The organism is Methylobacterium sp. FW306-05-D, from assembly GCF_058782155.1.
This window is the reverse complement of the sequence record NZ_JBYSXL010000001.1, coordinates 48,679-63,590: the sequence shown is the minus strand read 5'-3', so window position 1 is coordinate 63,590 and position 14,912 is coordinate 48,679. Positions and strand designations below refer to the sequence as shown.

The following is a 14,912-nucleotide window of genomic DNA, read 5'->3' as shown; positions in this document are numbered from 1 at the left end:
GGCTCACTTCTTTCCGGCGTTCGTGCTGTTCTGGAGAGTTTCGTAGCCGTTCGTCCGGTAGAACGCCTTCACCTCGTCGCTGAGGCGATAGCGCGACCGGGTCTCGTCCGTGCCGGGATCGTAGGCCTGAGCCTCGGTTACGGACATGGGGGATGCCATGCCGGCCGCGGCCGCCACTGTGCCGCCTCCGAGGGCGCGGAAGAATTGGCGACGGCCGAGCTGGTCCTTCTGATCCTGTCCCATCGCCCACACTCCCCATGTGGCGTCTGCCCACTCTGGCATCACGCCATGACCCAAATGGATGGATGCCTCAGGCATCCATCGTGAAAGCCGCCGCCTCGATTTCGAGGAAGGCCCGTCCCAGCGCGCCGACCGGACGGTAGAGGCGTGCCGCCTTGGCCCGCTCAAGGTCGGCAAAGAAGAGTTCGCCCCACGGCGCGATGTGCCGGAGGAAGAACGCGCGGGCCATTCCCGGCTCCGCTTCGAATCGTCCGGCCGTAAGCCCCGCCATCACATCGAAGAGAATCGCGAGATGATCCTCGGGTTCGGCGGTCCCGGGGTCGCGCTCGATCCCCAATCCCGCGAGATCCTCGCGAACCCGAGCGAGGGGCCGCTCGTTGAGGAACCCCGTGAGGTAGTAGGAGGCGTAGGGCAGAAGTTCTCCGCGACCGACCCCGACGAAGAGCGCGAAGTACTCACGTTCCGCGGCGTCAGCCGAGGTTTCCCTGGCGAGGGACGCCAGAGCTGCCACCTCTCGCCCCAGCACGCTGTCCCCGCCCTTCAGATCAGCCAGTGCGGCGAGAAGCTCGGGTGTCGGCGGTCGGCCGAGGAGCACGGCAAGAAGATCATATTGCTGTGCACGCAGGTAATCGACCTCATCCACGGTCGTTCCGGTCGGGTCAATCCGATCCGTCACGTCGAGACCCACTTCCCCCCGATGCTCTGACAACGGCGTACCGGAACGCATACGACTCCTCTACCCTTCCGGCCCCGCGCTGCTCCACCTCGGGTGCAGCCTAGTTTGTATTGATAATAAAAAGCGTTTCGCGGAACGGCAATCGCGTTTCTGCGGATTAGCTCGGCAGCGCTCCGCCATGGCGTCGCAGGGGCGAAACAATTGCTGGCGATTGAAACGCGCGAACTGCGTTTTTCGGTGGATGAAGGGTCGCCTCCTCGACGTGCGCGACGTCGGTCTCCTGGGCTAAGGCGACTTGCGGTTCTGCCTCGATTACCTCCGTAACCGGCGGGACGACCGTGGGCTCCTCGTCGTTTCCAGGATCATCAGGAAGGGAGTCTTCGGAGGGACGAGGCGCATGCCCGGTCATGATGCGCTCGACCATTGCCTTGATGTCGTCGGTGGGTAGCATCGGGCCCATCCCTGGAACGCCTCCGGGCGTGTTCCAATCGTAGGCGTAGTCCCGAGCTTCGCTGACGAAGTCGCGGATTGCGGGATCGACGGACCACATCCGACGCAGAGCGGCCTTGCGCAGCGCCGCCGGGATCCCCGCACGCAGGAACGGGGCGAGCTCGGTCTCGGCCGTCAAATCCTCGATCTTCGGCAATCGGGCGATCGCGTCCGCGAGACCTTCGTCTTTGAGCGCCGTATTTGCGGCGAGGTCGGCTTCACCCTCCGGCTGCGCTTCCAGCGGAGCGTCGGGGGTTCCCGGCGCCGGCGAGGCCGGTACGCGTCCCCGCAGGCGGACCTCTTGCTTGCGCCGCGCCCAGCGCGAGAGGATGCCCTCGTTCATTCGCCACGTCCCCGGCCCTGGCCGCCACGCGCCAAGGCCTCCGGATCTGCGCGATCGCGCTTGCGCTTCTCGAACTTCCGCTCGACGTGGAAAGCCTCGAAGAAGGCCTGCAGGACGCCTTGGCACTCGGCCGGCATTGGCACGGCTTCGACGATTTCGCCGATGCCCTCCGCCATCGCCTCGCCTTCATAGGGATCGGCTGTCACCGTCGCGATCTCGTAGGCGTCTTCGTCGAGCTTCCGAAGGGCGACCCACAGGGACGGGCGACCCGACACGAGGTTGTCCCGGTAATGCGAGGTTTCCGCGGGATGCAGCAGCACATCGTAGGACCCAGCGTAGAAGATTGTTTCCTCCACCGTTTCCGAAAGGCGTGTCCAGTTGGCTACCGGAGGCGCTGCCGGAAGCGCGGAGACAGGCATCCAGGCATGGGTCGCCCAGGGGCCGCGCAGGCGCCGGCGCGCCACGAGAATCCCGACCTCGAAATGGTTCTGGGGCATGGTCCGATCCTGCAATGGCTCGCGGCGATCTCGCTCACCGGACATTGCATCAACGTGCGAAGGGTCGTTCGGCATTAGCAGGGCGCCAAAGCTGTCTTGAGGGGAAGACCTGCGACCAGGTTCTGCGGCTTCATCGTGACGAGGTTCGCACCATTCGCCGCGAGCAGAAGGTAGACCGGCCGGTCTGCGACCGAGTCTTCGAGACGAGTTCGATCCACGAAGGTCATGCTGAAGATCGCGATCACGCGCTCCTGGTCGGTGTTCGATACGGATTCGCCGCGCCATAGGGCATTGCCGATCCGCGTGGCCTCGGCGTCGAGGCCGACGAACCAACGCCAGTCCGAATCCTCGAGCCGATCCAGGGGCGCAACCCGGACCTCCTCGCTCAGGAGGTGTCCGATGAATGTCTCGATCACCCGGGCGAGACCCTCGCGGCTGCGCGCGCTCGAGCCGAGGTTCAACGCCATCGAGAAGGCATCGGACCGACTCCAGTAGCTCCAGGCATTCTCCTCGTTGAGGATGTCGAGTTCGTTCGCCGCATCCTTGCCGAGCATCGCCACCAGGGGCGAGAGCGGCGCGCTGCCCTCTCGCGCCTCGATCACCTCGGCATCGGCCAGCAGGACCGCGCCGTCGAGCCGGCTGATCCGCTGTGGCCGGAACATCAGTTCAGCCGCACGCAGAATGAACGGGTCTTCGCAGCCGTCGAGGGCATTGCGCAGGATCAGATGCACCAGCTGGTTGAGGAACAGGGAGGGGATTCCCTGCAGTCCCTCGTGGACCATTCCGAGATAGGCCGCCTCGATAGAGCGTGCGGTCAGCAGGCGGTCGCGGAAGGCGAGGAGAACCTGCCAGTTCTCGCGCGCGTCCGGATCGATGATGGACGTGACGGCCTCCGACGGAACGGTGCGGCGCGGCTGAGCGAGAAGGTCGGCATAGAGGCGCCGCTCTGCATCACAGGCATCTTCCGGCGGCACGAGCTCCGGGCGAGCGAGATAGGCGAGGATCAGCTCATCGGTGACGGCCAGCCCGCCACCCTCCGTACGCTGTGTCAGATGATGGCCGCTGGAGACCCAGAACTCCGTCATGGCAGGGTCTGTCCGGCAGAGATGTGTGACATCGATCAGGTTCCCGAAGCGGTCGAAGCCCGCGCGAGACCGATGAGGTCAGCCCGTTCCTCGGGCTCCTCGTCATCGGTCTCCACGAAGCGGAAGGCGCGAGCATGAGCATGCAGGCGGTCGGCACCCGGCGTCCCGGCATCCCGTTGGTGAAGCGTCCGAAAGGCTTCCGAGATCTCGCCATTCGTCTGCGTCCGGTGCATCGCCACGACGCTTCCGACCGGGACACCGCAAAGCGAGGCTGAGAAGTCGAGCTCTTCGCGGGCCGCCGCCAGCGCCGTCTCTCGGTCCGGTGCACCAAGATGCTCGTGGATGTGCTGGGCGAGGATCTCCGCCGCCGCCTCGCGCTCGGCTTCGGTGGCCTCGCTCACGACCACGAGGGTCGAGAATCCCAGCGAGGTGACTCCGACGAAACCGGATCGGAAGGCGGCGCGGGCCTTGCCCTCGAGCGCCGTCAGATCCTGGTCCCAGAACAGGAACGATCCCGTCACTGCCCATTCGCCGGGCTCGGCTGGATGCGCGAAGACGAAGGTATCGGACGGGTCGAGCCGCAAGGTGCGCGGCAGCCTGAGCGCCGTCATAGTCGGACCATCCCGGTGTGCGGATCGAGCCACGCGGGCTCCTGTAGCAAGGACGCCAGGGGCCAGCGCTCGGCATCGCCGAGGATGATGTCGCCGACCGGATCGATACGCACCTGCAGGCCCGCCGGTGTCGGCAGGTGCGCAAGGTAGCGCGCCGCAATGCCCGCGAAACCATCCTCCGACCAGACGGAGAACGTGCGGACGAGATTTCTGGCAAAGCTCTCCACCAGGGGATCGCGGATCTCGGCCGGAAAGCCTTCTTCGTCGAGGGCGGTGGAGTTTGGGGTGAGGCCTGGATCACCCGCTCCGGTCTTGGAGAGAATCAGCATGGCTGAGAAGATCAGCCAATCCGGAACGGCGTCCTCGGCGCACACCTCGGGCCAGCCCAAGCGCCCGCCTCCGAGGCGGGCACCATCGAAGATCAGCGTGTCGGGCCAAGCGAAGGTCAGCGGCATCTCTGGTGGCCCATGGGAACCGACCGCGTCCGCCAGTGCCGTCATGGCCGCGAGGAACACGCGGCGGGCGGAGGCCAGGGGTTCGTCCGGTGCCAAAATCACCGCGAGATCAAGGATGCCAGAGCGCTCGACCAGCAGGAGGGTCCCAGCCGCATCAGAACCCGCGCGATCGGCAAGGGCCAGCGCCTCCCGGAATGCATCGGCTCCGGGCGGTGCCGCGCGTGCGGTGAAGACCGGTGGGAGGGCGAGGGCCATCGGGTCGATTGCGGGGGGCAGCGTTGGCATCGCGGGGTGGAGGGAACTCGACGTTGAATTCAGGGTGACGACACTTCCGGACGACATGTCTTGCCGATGACCGCACCACAAGCCGCAAGATGCGCGTGGGACGCGACGTCGCTGCGCGCCGGTGTCGGATCGTAGTTTTGAACCGTTTGAGTATATGGGATACGAGCGACGACGCGAAGGGGCCATCTGCGCGCCTGTTCGTCCACCGTCGCAATCCTTCTGTCGCTCGATTTAGGGTCCATCCGTGTCAGACCGTATCGTATTCGCCTGCTCCTGCGAAAAGACGATGCCGCTCGATGCCGATGCGATCGGACGCGGATGCGCAGGAACCGTGAAGCTCGCAGATCAGCTCTGTGGCCGAGAACTGGACCGGTTCCGCTCCGCCCTGCAGGCCGGCGGGCCCGTGACGGTCTCCTGCACGCTGCAATCGCCGCTCTTCGACGAGGTCGCCTCCGAGGTCGGCGCAGAGGATCGCGTCGCCTACGCCAAGATCCGAGAGACGGCGGGCTGGTCGGCGCAGGCACGCGAGGCCGGTCCGAAGATGGCAGCACTGCTGGCAGCGTGCGCCGAGCCCGTGCCGGACGCCTCGACCGTGGCGATCGAGAGCCAGGGTGTCGCGCTGATCTACGGTCGCGACGCCGATGCCATCGAGGTCGGACGCCGACTCGCCGAACACCTCGACGTGACGGTGCTCCTGACCCGGCCCGAGGCCGTCGAGCCCCCCATCCGCAATGACTTCCCGATCGTTCAGGGCACCGTCGCCGGCGCCAAGGGCCGGCTCGGCGCCTTCGAGTTGCGCATCGACGAATATGCGCTTCCGGCGCCTTCGTCTCGGTCGCAACTTCTGTTCGGACCGAGCCGCAACGGGGCGAACTCGACCTGTGACATCGTCATCGACGTCACCGGCGGCACGCCCCTGTTTCCGGCACACGAAGTTCGGCTCGGCTACCTCCGAGCCGATCCACGCGACCCGGCCTCGGTCGAGCGCCTGATCGCGGAGGCGTCTCACCTCGTCGGCACCTTCGACAAGACACGCTTCGTCGATTTTCACGCCGAGCTCTGCGCCCATTCGCGCTCGCGCATCACCGGCTGCACGCGTTGTCTCGAGGTCTGTCCCACCGGGGCGATCACGTCGGCCGGTGATACGGTCGCGATCGATCCCTACATCTGTGCCGGCTGTGGAAACTGCGCCTCCGTCTGTCCGACCGGCGCCGCGGCCTACGCATTGCCGCCGGCCGACGCGCTGATGCGGCGTCTGCGCGCCCTCATGCTGGCCTACGGAGCAGCCGGGGGCCGCGATGCCGTGGTGCTGTTCCATGATGGCGCCCACGGCGAACCTCTGATCGATGCGCTGGCCCGCCACGGCGATGGTCTGCCGGCCCGGGTCCTGCCGGTGCGAGTGAACGAGATCACCCAACTCGGTCCGGAAGCCTTCGCGGCGCTCTTTGCCTACGGCGTCACCGGCGTGCGTATCCTCGCCCGCGACCGGCCGAAGCACGACTTGGATAGCTTGCGCCGCGCCGCCGTCCTCGGCGATACCCTCGCGCGCGGCCTCGGCTATGGGGGTTCCGGTCCGGACCCCGTCGTCTCACTGATCGAGACCGACGACCCCGATACCCTGGGGGCGGCGCTGGCGGCGACCTCCATCGGCACGCCGGCGCGAGCGCCGTCGCGGTTCATGCCGGTCGGCGGTAAGCGCGAGGTGCTGCGCTTCGCATTCAACGAGATGCATGCAGCGGCGCCGGAACCGGTGGCGCGGGTGGCCCTCGCTGCGGGGGCGCCGTTCGGCGGATTGAATTTTCGAACCGAGGATTGCACGCTCTGCCTCGCCTGCGTCGGCGCTTGCCCGACTCATGCGCTCTCGGACAGCACCGACCGTCCGTTCCTCGCCTTCGAGGAGAACCTCTGCGTCCAGTGCGGTCTCTGCGCCAACACTTGCCCGGAGAGCGTCATCACGCTGGAGCCCGGCGTCGATTTCGAGGCCTGGGCTGCACCGCGCCGGGTCGTGAAGGAAGAAGAGCCGTTCGCCTGCATCGCATGTGCCAAACCGTTCGGGACGCGCAGCACCATCGAGCGGGTGGTGGAGAAGCTGCGCGATCGACACTGGATGTTTCGGGGCGAGGCCGGCGAGGCGCGTGTCCAGGCACTCATGATGTGCGAAGACTGTCGCGTCGAGGTCGCGGTGAATCAGGGGTTCGACCCCCATGCAGGCCCTGAGCGCGACCGTCCGCGGACCACCGAGGATTACCTGCGCGAGCGCGCCGCCCGCGGCGAGGCGATCTAGCCCGATTGGCGATCTCGATGGGTGCCCGGATGTGGCGGAGCATGCAGGCGCGTGACCTCGGGCAGGTCGTCGCCCTCGCCGACCGCCTGTTTCCCGACCATCCGGAGGCGGCGTCGTATTTCGCCGAGCGGCTGGCGCTGGGAGCCGACCTATGCCTCAGCTTGAGCGATGAGGAACACAACATCATGGGTTATGCGATGGCGTATCCCTGGCCTCTCGGCTGTATTCCACCCTTGAACGAGCCGCTGGCGTCGGCGCCAGCGGCGGAGGGCGGTGCCTACCTGCACGACCTGGGAGTCGCCCCGGAATTTTCGGGGTTCGGGTATGCGCGTGCCGGTTTAGCGACGCTGGTCACCCGGGCGCGCCGGGCTAGCGTGCACTGCCTCGCCCTGGTCGCCGTCAACCGGTCGGTCCCATTCTGGCAGCGTCAGGGATTCCGATCGCACGAGCTTGATCCTGCGATGGCAACGAAGCTCGCGAACTACGGCGCGGAGGCGCGTTACATGATGCGGTCCCTGTAAGATCCGATCAGCGCGTGGCCGTGGCGCTTTCCAGGAACTTCACGAGCGCCTCGCGGTCTTCGGCCTGGGTGATGGTCTGTTCGGGCATCCGCGTCCCGGGGGTGTAGCGGGCGGGGCCGATTTCGAAGAGCTGGGCGATGGTTCGCGCGTCCCAGACGATGTCCATGGCCTTCAGGGCGTCGGAGTATCGATAGCCCGGCGCGGTGGCGATCCGCCGGCCCATGATGCCGGCCAGGGTCGGGCCCGCACGTGGTCCCTCCTCGGGGGTCAGGGCGTGGCAGGCGACGCAGGCGCGGAACACCTCGGCGCCGCGATCCCCATGATAGGCGGCGAGCGTATCGGCGGGACGGGGCATCGCCAGAGCCCCGATCGGCTCGCCGGTCAGCGCATTCCAGCGCCGGACCAAGCGATCGCTCCCGCCGGTGAGGAGCTCGCGTCCGTCCGGCCGCCAGGCGATGGACCAGACCGGAAGGCCCGGGCCGACGAGCCGATGCAGGACCGTCGCCGATACCCGATCGATGAGCGCGACCGCACCTCCCGCGGTGGCGGCCGCGATTCGGGTGCCGTCGGGGGAGGGGGCCAGGGCGATCACCGGATTGGGTCCGATCTCGATGGACGCGCGGACGGTGCCGTCCGGGCGGAGGAGGCGCACGACCGCGTCTCCGCCCCCGACCGCGACCTCGCCATCCGGCGTCACCGCCAGTGCATTGAGGATGGTCGGAAGCGTGAGGACGACCGGCACGCCCTTCGGATCATCGGCGGAGGGCCAGATCCGCAGTGTCGCGTCGTAACCGGCGGTGACGGGCCGCCCGTCCGGAAGGAAGCCGACGGCGTTGACGTTGCCCTGATGGCCTTCGAGCACGCGGGCCGGCCCACCGCCGATGGGCCGGATGTGGGCCGTCCCGTCCCACGAGGCGGAGGCCAGCAAGCTCCCGTCGGGGGAGACGGCCAGCCCCGCCACCGGTCCCGTGTGTTCGGCGAACACCCGCTCGGGCTCGGACTGACCGGCCCGCCAGAGGGCGACATGGCCATCCTCCGAGGCCGTGACTAAACCGCCGTCGGCCAAGGCCGCGACGGCGTTCACCGCACCGTCATGAAAACGCAGGACGGTCAGCGCTGCCCCGGTGTCGATCGCCCAGACGATCGCAGCCTGATCAAAACCGCCGGAAATCGCCAGTCCACCTCCCGGCGCGACGGCCAGGGCCCGCACCGGGCCGCCATGTCCGCGCAACTGTGCATCGGCGGGTGACCCGGACAGGCATACGGCGAGGAAGCAGACGGCAAGTGCTTGCAGCAGCGTGGCGTGCTTGACCAAGGCTTCGTCGAATCCCCGCAACGCATCCCCCGGGATGAAGCGCCGGAACCTCGGCGCGCCCTCCAGATCTAGACGATCCACCGCTGGAATGTCGCCGCGCGAGGACGGGACCCGGTGACGCGGTATGTCCGGGAGCCGCTTGATCATCGCTCGGCGATGGCGCATCGCTCGGGGCATGATCGCTCCCGCCCGCAGCGCCATCGAGACGGAGGCCGGTTCGTCCGCATCGGGACCCGCACCGCGCCGTACCGCGTCCTCGGCCCTGATGCCCCTGGTACAGGCCGTCGGCGCGCTGACGGAACGCGTAGCGCCCGTCGCCCCCGAGGCCGTGCCCCTCGGCGAGGCTCTGGGCGGAATCTGCGCGAATGACTGTCACGCGCCGCGAGCCATCCCCGATCGGCGGACCGCCCTGCGGGATGGCTGGGCCGTTCACGGCACGAACGTCATCGGCGCTTCGCCCTATGCGCCAATCCTCGCTCCACGCGGACTTCCATGGATCGAGGCCGGTGACCGGCTGCCGGACGGCACCGACACGATCCTTCCGCCCGAAGCGATCGAGGGGACGTCCATCGTCGCCGATGCGCCCATCGGGGGAGGGATTCGTGCCATCGGTGCGGAAGCCGCGGCCGGCGCCCTGCTGGCGGCCACCGGCCAGCGGATCACGGCTCTGCACCGCCTCGCTCTCCAGGCGGCCGGAATCGAGAGTATCGCCCTGCGCCGGCCGCGTCTGACCCTGGTCGTCGCCGGGTCGCCCGAACGCGATACCCTGTCGCCGCTCCTGGCGCACCTCATGGCCGAGGAAGGCGCGACGGTCGCCGAGGTCGTGATCGCTGGGACACCGGAGGCGATCGCGGACGTGCTGCGGACGCAGGATGGCGATGCCATGCTGGTGATCGGCGGCACGGGGTTCGGCCGAAACGATCATGCCGCGGCCGGGTTGGCCGCGGCCGGAACGCTAAAGGCGCACGGCATCGCCCTCAGGCCCGGCGAAACCGCAGGCTTCGGCGAGGTCGGAGGACGCGCCGTGCTGCTGCTGCCGGGGCGTCCCGATGCGGCTCTGAGCGTCTTCCTCACCCTCGGTCGCCCGCTGATCGCGAAGCTGTCCGGAGCCGTTCCCCTCGCGAAGATCTCCGCGCCTCTCCTGCGCAAGATCGCCTCCACCATCGGCCTCAGCGAACTCGTCTACGCCCGCCGGACGCCCGACGGTCTCCTGCCGCTCGGCAGCAGCGATTTGCCTCTCGCCGGTCTGATCCAGGCCGATGCGGCGATCCTGGTCGATCCGGAATCGGAAGGCTGCGCCGCCGGCAGTGTGGTTTCGGGCCTATCCCTGTGAGCGCCGCAGTGCCGAGCGACAGCGATCCCGACGAAGCCGCCTTTCTCGTTCGGCTGGCACAGGCCGCCCGCCAGGAACAGTTTCTCACCGTCGTCAGTCGCGAGGAGGCCATCGAACGTTTCCGGGCGGCCGTGCCGCACAAAGCTCTGCCGGCCGAGGCCGTCGCGCTCTCCGATGCCCTCGGACGGGTGCTGGCCCACGACGTCGCCTCGCCTATCGACGTACCCCCCTTTGACCGCGCCCTCGTCGACGGCTTCGCGCTGCGTGCGGTCGACACCGAGGGTGCTGGTGAGGCCGAGCCTCGCCGCCTGACCCTCAACCGTGAGATCCTCGCCTGCGGGGTCGCGCCGGCCCTGGCCGTGGCCCCCGGCACGGCGACGCCGATCGCCACGGGCGGGGTCGTGCCGCGTGGCGCCGATGCCGTGGTCATGGTGGAGCAGACCGAGTTCCGGCCGGACGGCTTCGCGATCGATCTCGCGCAGCCGGCGCGGCCGGGCCAGTTCATCGGCTATGCCGGGGCCGACATGGCCTCGGGCGAGACCGTCCTGCGCAAGGGAATGCTCGTCACAGCGCGGGAGATCGGCATGCTGGCCGCCTGCGGACTCGCTGCCGTCGCGGTCGTTCGCCGCCCCCGTGTGGCGGTCCTGTCCACCGGAGACGAACTGGTCGCTCCGGGCGAATGGCTGGTGGCGGGATCGATCTACGATTCCAACGGACCGATCGTGGCCGCCACCGTGATCGAGAACGGTGGCACGGTATGGCCGCTCGGCATCGTTCGCGACGATGAGGCGGCTCTGGAAGCGGCCCTGCGCGCTGCCGTCGCTGAGAGCGACATCGTCGTCCTGTCGGGCGGGACCTCGAAGGGCGCTGGCGATGTCTCGCACCGCATCCTCCAGCGTCTCGGCGAGCCCGGCATCCTTGTGCACGGCGTCGCCCTGAAGCCCGGTAAGCCGCTCTGCCTCGCGGTGGCCGATGGGACCCCCATCGTCGTGCTGCCGGGCTTTCCGACCTCGGCGATGTTCACCTTCCACGATGTCGTGGTGCCTCTCGTGCGGGCGATGGCGGCCCTGCCGCCGCGGGAGGAGACCAGCGTCACCGCGATCCTGCCCGAGCGGGTCCCCTCCGAACGCGGCCGCACGGAGTTCGTGATGACCGCCCTGGCGGAGACGGAGGACGGCCTGCGTGCGCTTCCCCTGGCGAAGGGCTCCGGTTCGGTGACGGCGTTCTCGCAGGCCGACGGTTTCTTCGCGGTCCCCGCCGCCCGGGCCGGCATGGAAGCCGGCGAGACCGTGTCCGTCACCCGCCTCGGTGCCGGCGTCCGGCCGCCGGACCTGACGATCATCGGAAGCCACTGCGTCGGCCTCGACCGGGTGATCGGGCGCCTCGCCGAGCGCGGGCTCCGGGCACGGACCATCTGGGTCGGCTCGGCCGGCGGACTCGCCGCCCTTGCCCGGGGCGAATGCGATCTCGCCGCGATGCATCTCCTCGACGGCGAGACGGGAGTCTACAACCGGCCATTCCTTTCGCCCGGCATGGTGCTGGCCGAGGGTTGGGGGCGCCTCCAGGGTATCGTCTTCCAGCCCGACGATCCGCTGTTCGAGGGCCGTTCGGCGGCGGAGGCCGTGGCGGCGGCCCTCGCCGAACTGGAGACCGTGATGGTCAACCGCAACACAGGTTCTGGAACCCGGGCCCTGATCGACGGCCTCCTGAACGGCGTGCGCCCGCCGGGCTTCTGGAACCAGCCACGCTCGCACAACGCGGTGGCGGCGGCAGTGGCGCAGGGCCGGGCCGACTGGGGCGTCGCCATCGCCACGGTGGCGCGCGCCTACGGCCTCGGTTTCCTGCCGCTCGCCGACGAGCGCTACGATTTCGCTTTCCGGGGCGACCAGCGTGACCGGCCGGCGCTGGCCGCATTCCTGGCGTGCCTGCGCGAGCCCGAGACCCGCGCCCTCCTGGACGAAGCCGGGTTCTCGCCCGTGGACGCATCGTGAATCGCGCGCGCGTCATCGGCCTCGCCGGTTGGAGCGGCGCCGGCAAGACCACCCTCCTGTCCCGTCTGATCCCGCTGCTCGTGACCCGCGGCGTGAAGGTGGCGACGATCAAGCATGCGCACCACGCCTTCGACGTCGATCGGCCCGGCAAGGATTCCTACGTTCACCGCGAGGCCGGAGCCTCCGAGGTCATCGTGTCCTCGTCGCGGCGCTGGGTTCAGATCCACGAGATCGGCGATGAGCCGGAGGCAGGGCTCGGCGACCTCCTGCGCCGTCTCTCGCCTTGCGACCTCGTCATCGTCGAGGGCTTCAAGCGCGAGGGCCACGCCAAGCTCGAGGTGCATCGCACCGCCAACGGCAAGCCGCCGATCTATCCCGACGATCCCCGCATCGTCGCCGTCGCGAGTGACCGAGCCTTCCCAAAGGCCGCGATACCGGTCATCGACCTCGACGCCATCGCGGTCATCGCCGATCTGATCCTCGCGTTGGCGGAACCGCTGGAGACGGCGCTGGCGCATGTGGAGGGATCATGGCCCAGCTGACCGACGATTGCTTCGCCTTCGGCGGCGCGCTGATGCGCATCGAGGACGCCGTGGCGCTGATCGGCGAGCGCCTCCCGGTGCTCGCCGGCACCGAGTGGCTGGCCCTCGGGCAGGCCGACGGGCGGATCGCGGCCGAGGATGTGCCGGCGCTGCATGATGTCCCCCCATTCGCGAACTCGGCCGTCGACGGATACGCGGTCCGGTATCGCGACCTCAGCCCGGATGGCGAAACGCGGCTCGCGGTGCGTGGCCGGCTGCCGGCGGGTGCGGCCGCCGAGGCCGTGACGGCCGATGGCGGTGCGATCCGGATCTTCACCGGTGCTCCGATGCCGCCGGGGGCCGACACCGTTTTCATGCAGGAGGACGTGCGGCGCGAGGGCGATGCGGTCATGCTGCCGCCGGGGCTGAAGCGGGGCGCCAACGCCCGCGACGCCGGAGAGGACATCGCGCGCGGCGCCTGCGCAATCCCGACCGGACGGCGCCTGCGCCCGCAGGATCTCGCCCTCGCGGCGGCCTCGGGGCACGACCGGATCGCGGTGCGCACCCGCCTGCGGGTGGCTCTGTTCTCCACCGGCGACGAACTCACGGAGCCCGGAGCGCCGCTGCCTTCCGGTGCGATCCACGATTCGAACCGGGTGATGCTCGCGACCCTGCTCACGCGTCTCGGCGCCGCCGTCGTGGATCTCGGCATCCTGCGCGACGAGCCCGACGCCCTCTCCGCGCGCCTGCGGCAGGCGGCGCGCGACCACGACCTGATCCTGACGTCGGGCGGCGTCTCGACGGGCGAGGAGGATCACGTGAAGGCGGCGGTCGAGGCGGTGGGTTCCCTGATGTTCTGGCGTCTGGCGATCAAGCCCGGCCGTCCGGTGGCGATGGGTGTGGTCGATGGCACGCCGTTCGTCGGGCTGCCGGGCAATCCGGGCGCCGTCTATGTCACGCTCCTCTTCGTGGTGCGCCCGCTCCTCGCCCGCCTCGGCGGCGCCCTCGAGGTCGCGCCCCTCGGCCAACCCGTCCGGGCGACCTTCGCCTATCGCAAGAAGGCGGGTCGGCGCGAGTTCGTTCGGGTCAGCGTGGCTCTCGGTGGCGACGCCGTCCTGGAAGCGGTGAAGTACCCTCGGGAGGGCGCCGGCGTTCTCTCGTCGCTGACGGAAAGTGATGGGCTCGTCGAACTCGGCGATGCCGTGACGGCCGTGGCGCCGGGGGATATCCTCACCTTCTACCCGCACGCCGTACTCTGGTAGCCGAGGGTGGCGCCAGCCGCACGGGTGGCGGCCTCCACCAGCCCGGCCAGCACCGATTCATCCACGCTGGTCCGCGCCGCCAGGAAGTAGGTTTCCCAGCCGAACGGATGGAAGGCGAGGCCGAAGCGCTCGGCAACCGCGGGCGTCCCCATCCCGACATCCGCCGTGCCGGTGGCGATCAGTGCGGCGACGGCCTGATGCGTGAATTCCTCGGTCTGGGCGCCCCGGATCGCCCCCATGTCGAGGCCGGCTTCGGCGCAGAGGCGCTCGAACCAGATGCGGGTGCCGGCCCCGCGCTGCCGGTTCACGAAGCGCAGTCCGAGGCGGGCGATGTCCTGCACGCACGTCACGCCCCGCGGATTGCCCGAGGGCAGCATCAGACCCTGCTGGCGGCGGAACAACGGCCTCACGGTGAGGTCCGGGTCGCGGAACAGGACATCGAAGGGCGACGGCGCCGGGCCTTCCGAGCCGTAATGGAAACCAGCTGCCTCAGCTAAGCCTGCACGGAGGTGTGTCAGGGCATCGAGACTCCCGGCCACGGCCAACTCAATGCCTGGAATGTCATCGAGGACGCCCAGGAGCAGGGGATCGTGGCTCGCGGCGAGCCGCAACGTGGCGGGCGCACGGATCTCCAGCGACCGCAACGCCACGGCGGTCCGGTCCGCCTCGGCGGCGAGGATCGGGCCGAGCCGGTCATACATCTCCGCCAGCGCCGCGTGCAGCGCGCGGCCGTAGGGTGTGAGGGCGGTGCCGTGGCCCTTGATCTTGATCGCCACCGGCTGTTCCAGCGCTGTCTCGAGGCCAGAGATTCGGCTCCAGGCCGAGCGATAGGAAATCCCAAGTTTCCGTGCCGCCGCGAGAAGGGAGGTCGAGTCGGCGAGGGCGTCGAGCAAGGCAAAGGTCTGGCGCAGTGCGAGACCGTTCCAGTCGCCATCGGCTTGCAACGCCAGGGCGGTCAACGTTGGCATCGGCAAGGTCTTTCCTATTGATCTTTCCCTTCACGC

Annotated in this window: 15 protein-coding genes; 6 read left to right on the top strand and 9 right to left on the bottom strand. The window is 68.9% G+C overall.

From position 1 onward, the window contains the following. Window positions 1-3 precede the first annotated feature (3 nt). From AC3WLN_RS00290 to AC3WLN_RS00260, 7 genes are all read right to left on the bottom strand, one after another. The gene (locus AC3WLN_RS00290; RefSeq protein WP_492478845.1) at window positions 4-243 is read right to left on the bottom strand and encodes a formate dehydrogenase; all 240 of its coding nucleotides are present in this window, start codon (window positions 241-243) and stop codon (window positions 4-6) included. A gap of 67 nt (window positions 244-310) precedes the next feature. Further along, window positions 311-967, bottom strand: coding sequence for a TorD/DmsD family molecular chaperone (locus AC3WLN_RS00285; protein ID WP_492478844.1), 657 nt, complete (start codon window positions 965-967; stop codon window positions 311-313). Window positions 968-1,073: 106 nt separating this feature from the next. Continuing rightward, on the bottom strand, window positions 1,074-1,748 hold the full coding sequence (locus AC3WLN_RS00280; RefSeq protein ID WP_492478842.1) for a DUF3306 domain-containing protein: 675 nt from the start codon (window positions 1,746-1,748) through the stop codon (window positions 1,074-1,076). Further along, complete coding sequence (locus tag AC3WLN_RS00275) at window positions 1,745-2,245, bottom strand: DUF3305 domain-containing protein (protein ID WP_492478841.1); 501 nt, start codon at window positions 2,243-2,245, stop codon at window positions 1,745-1,747. The genes AC3WLN_RS00280 and AC3WLN_RS00275 overlap by 4 nt, the downstream gene beginning before the upstream one ends. 74 nt (window positions 2,246-2,319) lie before the next feature. Beyond that, window positions 2,320-3,330, bottom strand: coding sequence for a DUF6352 family protein (locus AC3WLN_RS00270; RefSeq protein WP_492478840.1), 1,011 nt, complete (start codon window positions 3,328-3,330; stop codon window positions 2,320-2,322). Between the two features lie 35 nt (window positions 3,331-3,365). After that, on the bottom strand, window positions 3,366-3,941 hold the full coding sequence (locus tag AC3WLN_RS00265) for a DUF6505 family protein (protein WP_492478839.1): 576 nt from the start codon (window positions 3,939-3,941) through the stop codon (window positions 3,366-3,368). Then, entirely contained in the window at window positions 3,938-4,651 is a 714-nt protein-coding gene (locus AC3WLN_RS00260; RefSeq protein ID WP_492478838.1) for a biotin/lipoate--protein ligase family protein, read from the bottom strand. Before AC3WLN_RS00260 ends, AC3WLN_RS00265 begins: the two co-directional genes overlap by 4 nt. 316 nt (window positions 4,652-4,967) lie before the next feature. On the opposite strand from AC3WLN_RS00260, the gene AC3WLN_RS00255 reads away from it, so the two are divergent. Next, window positions 4,968-6,965, top strand: coding sequence for a 4Fe-4S binding protein (locus AC3WLN_RS00255; protein ID WP_492478837.1), 1,998 nt, complete (start codon window positions 4,968-4,970; stop codon window positions 6,963-6,965). 41 nt (window positions 6,966-7,006) lie between these two features. Then, a complete protein-coding gene (locus AC3WLN_RS00250) occupies window positions 7,007-7,486 on the top strand; it encodes a GNAT family N-acetyltransferase (RefSeq protein ID WP_492478836.1) in 480 nt (159 codons plus the stop codon). Between the two features lie 7 nt (window positions 7,487-7,493). Here the strand turns inward: AC3WLN_RS00250 and AC3WLN_RS00245 are convergent, their stop codons facing one another. Next, complete coding sequence (locus AC3WLN_RS00245; RefSeq protein WP_492478835.1) at window positions 7,494-9,002, bottom strand: c-type cytochrome; 1,509 nt, start codon at window positions 9,000-9,002, stop codon at window positions 7,494-7,496. On the opposite strand from AC3WLN_RS00245, the gene AC3WLN_RS00240 reads away from it, so the two are divergent. From AC3WLN_RS00240 to AC3WLN_RS00225, 4 genes are read left to right on the top strand one after another with little or no spacing between them, the layout of a single operon-like run. Then, window positions 8,977-10,134, top strand: a complete 1,158-nt coding sequence (locus AC3WLN_RS00240; RefSeq protein ID WP_492478834.1) for a molybdopterin-binding protein — start codon at window positions 8,977-8,979, stop codon at window positions 10,132-10,134. The genes AC3WLN_RS00245 and AC3WLN_RS00240 overlap by 26 nt on opposite strands. After that, window positions 10,131-12,125, top strand: coding sequence for a molybdopterin biosynthesis protein (locus tag AC3WLN_RS00235; protein WP_492478833.1), 1,995 nt, complete (start codon window positions 10,131-10,133; stop codon window positions 12,123-12,125). Before AC3WLN_RS00240 ends, AC3WLN_RS00235 begins: the two co-directional genes overlap by 4 nt. Further along, window positions 12,122-12,667, top strand: coding sequence for a molybdopterin-guanine dinucleotide biosynthesis protein B (gene mobB / locus AC3WLN_RS00230; RefSeq protein WP_492478832.1), 546 nt, complete (start codon window positions 12,122-12,124; stop codon window positions 12,665-12,667). Before AC3WLN_RS00235 ends, mobB begins: the two co-directional genes overlap by 4 nt. Then, on the top strand, window positions 12,655-13,908 hold the full coding sequence (locus AC3WLN_RS00225; protein ID WP_492478831.1) for a molybdopterin molybdotransferase MoeA: 1,254 nt from the start codon (window positions 12,655-12,657) through the stop codon (window positions 13,906-13,908). Before mobB ends, AC3WLN_RS00225 begins: the two co-directional genes overlap by 13 nt. On the opposite strand, the gene AC3WLN_RS00220 is transcribed toward AC3WLN_RS00225, so the two are convergent. After that, window positions 13,884-14,876 carry a substrate-binding domain-containing protein gene (locus AC3WLN_RS00220; RefSeq protein ID WP_492478830.1) on the bottom strand — a complete coding sequence of 331 codons (993 nt, stop codon included), beginning with the start codon at window positions 14,874-14,876 and terminating at the stop codon, window positions 13,884-13,886. The two genes, AC3WLN_RS00225 and AC3WLN_RS00220, sit on opposite strands and share 25 nt — an antisense overlap. Window positions 14,877-14,912 lie beyond the last annotated feature (36 nt).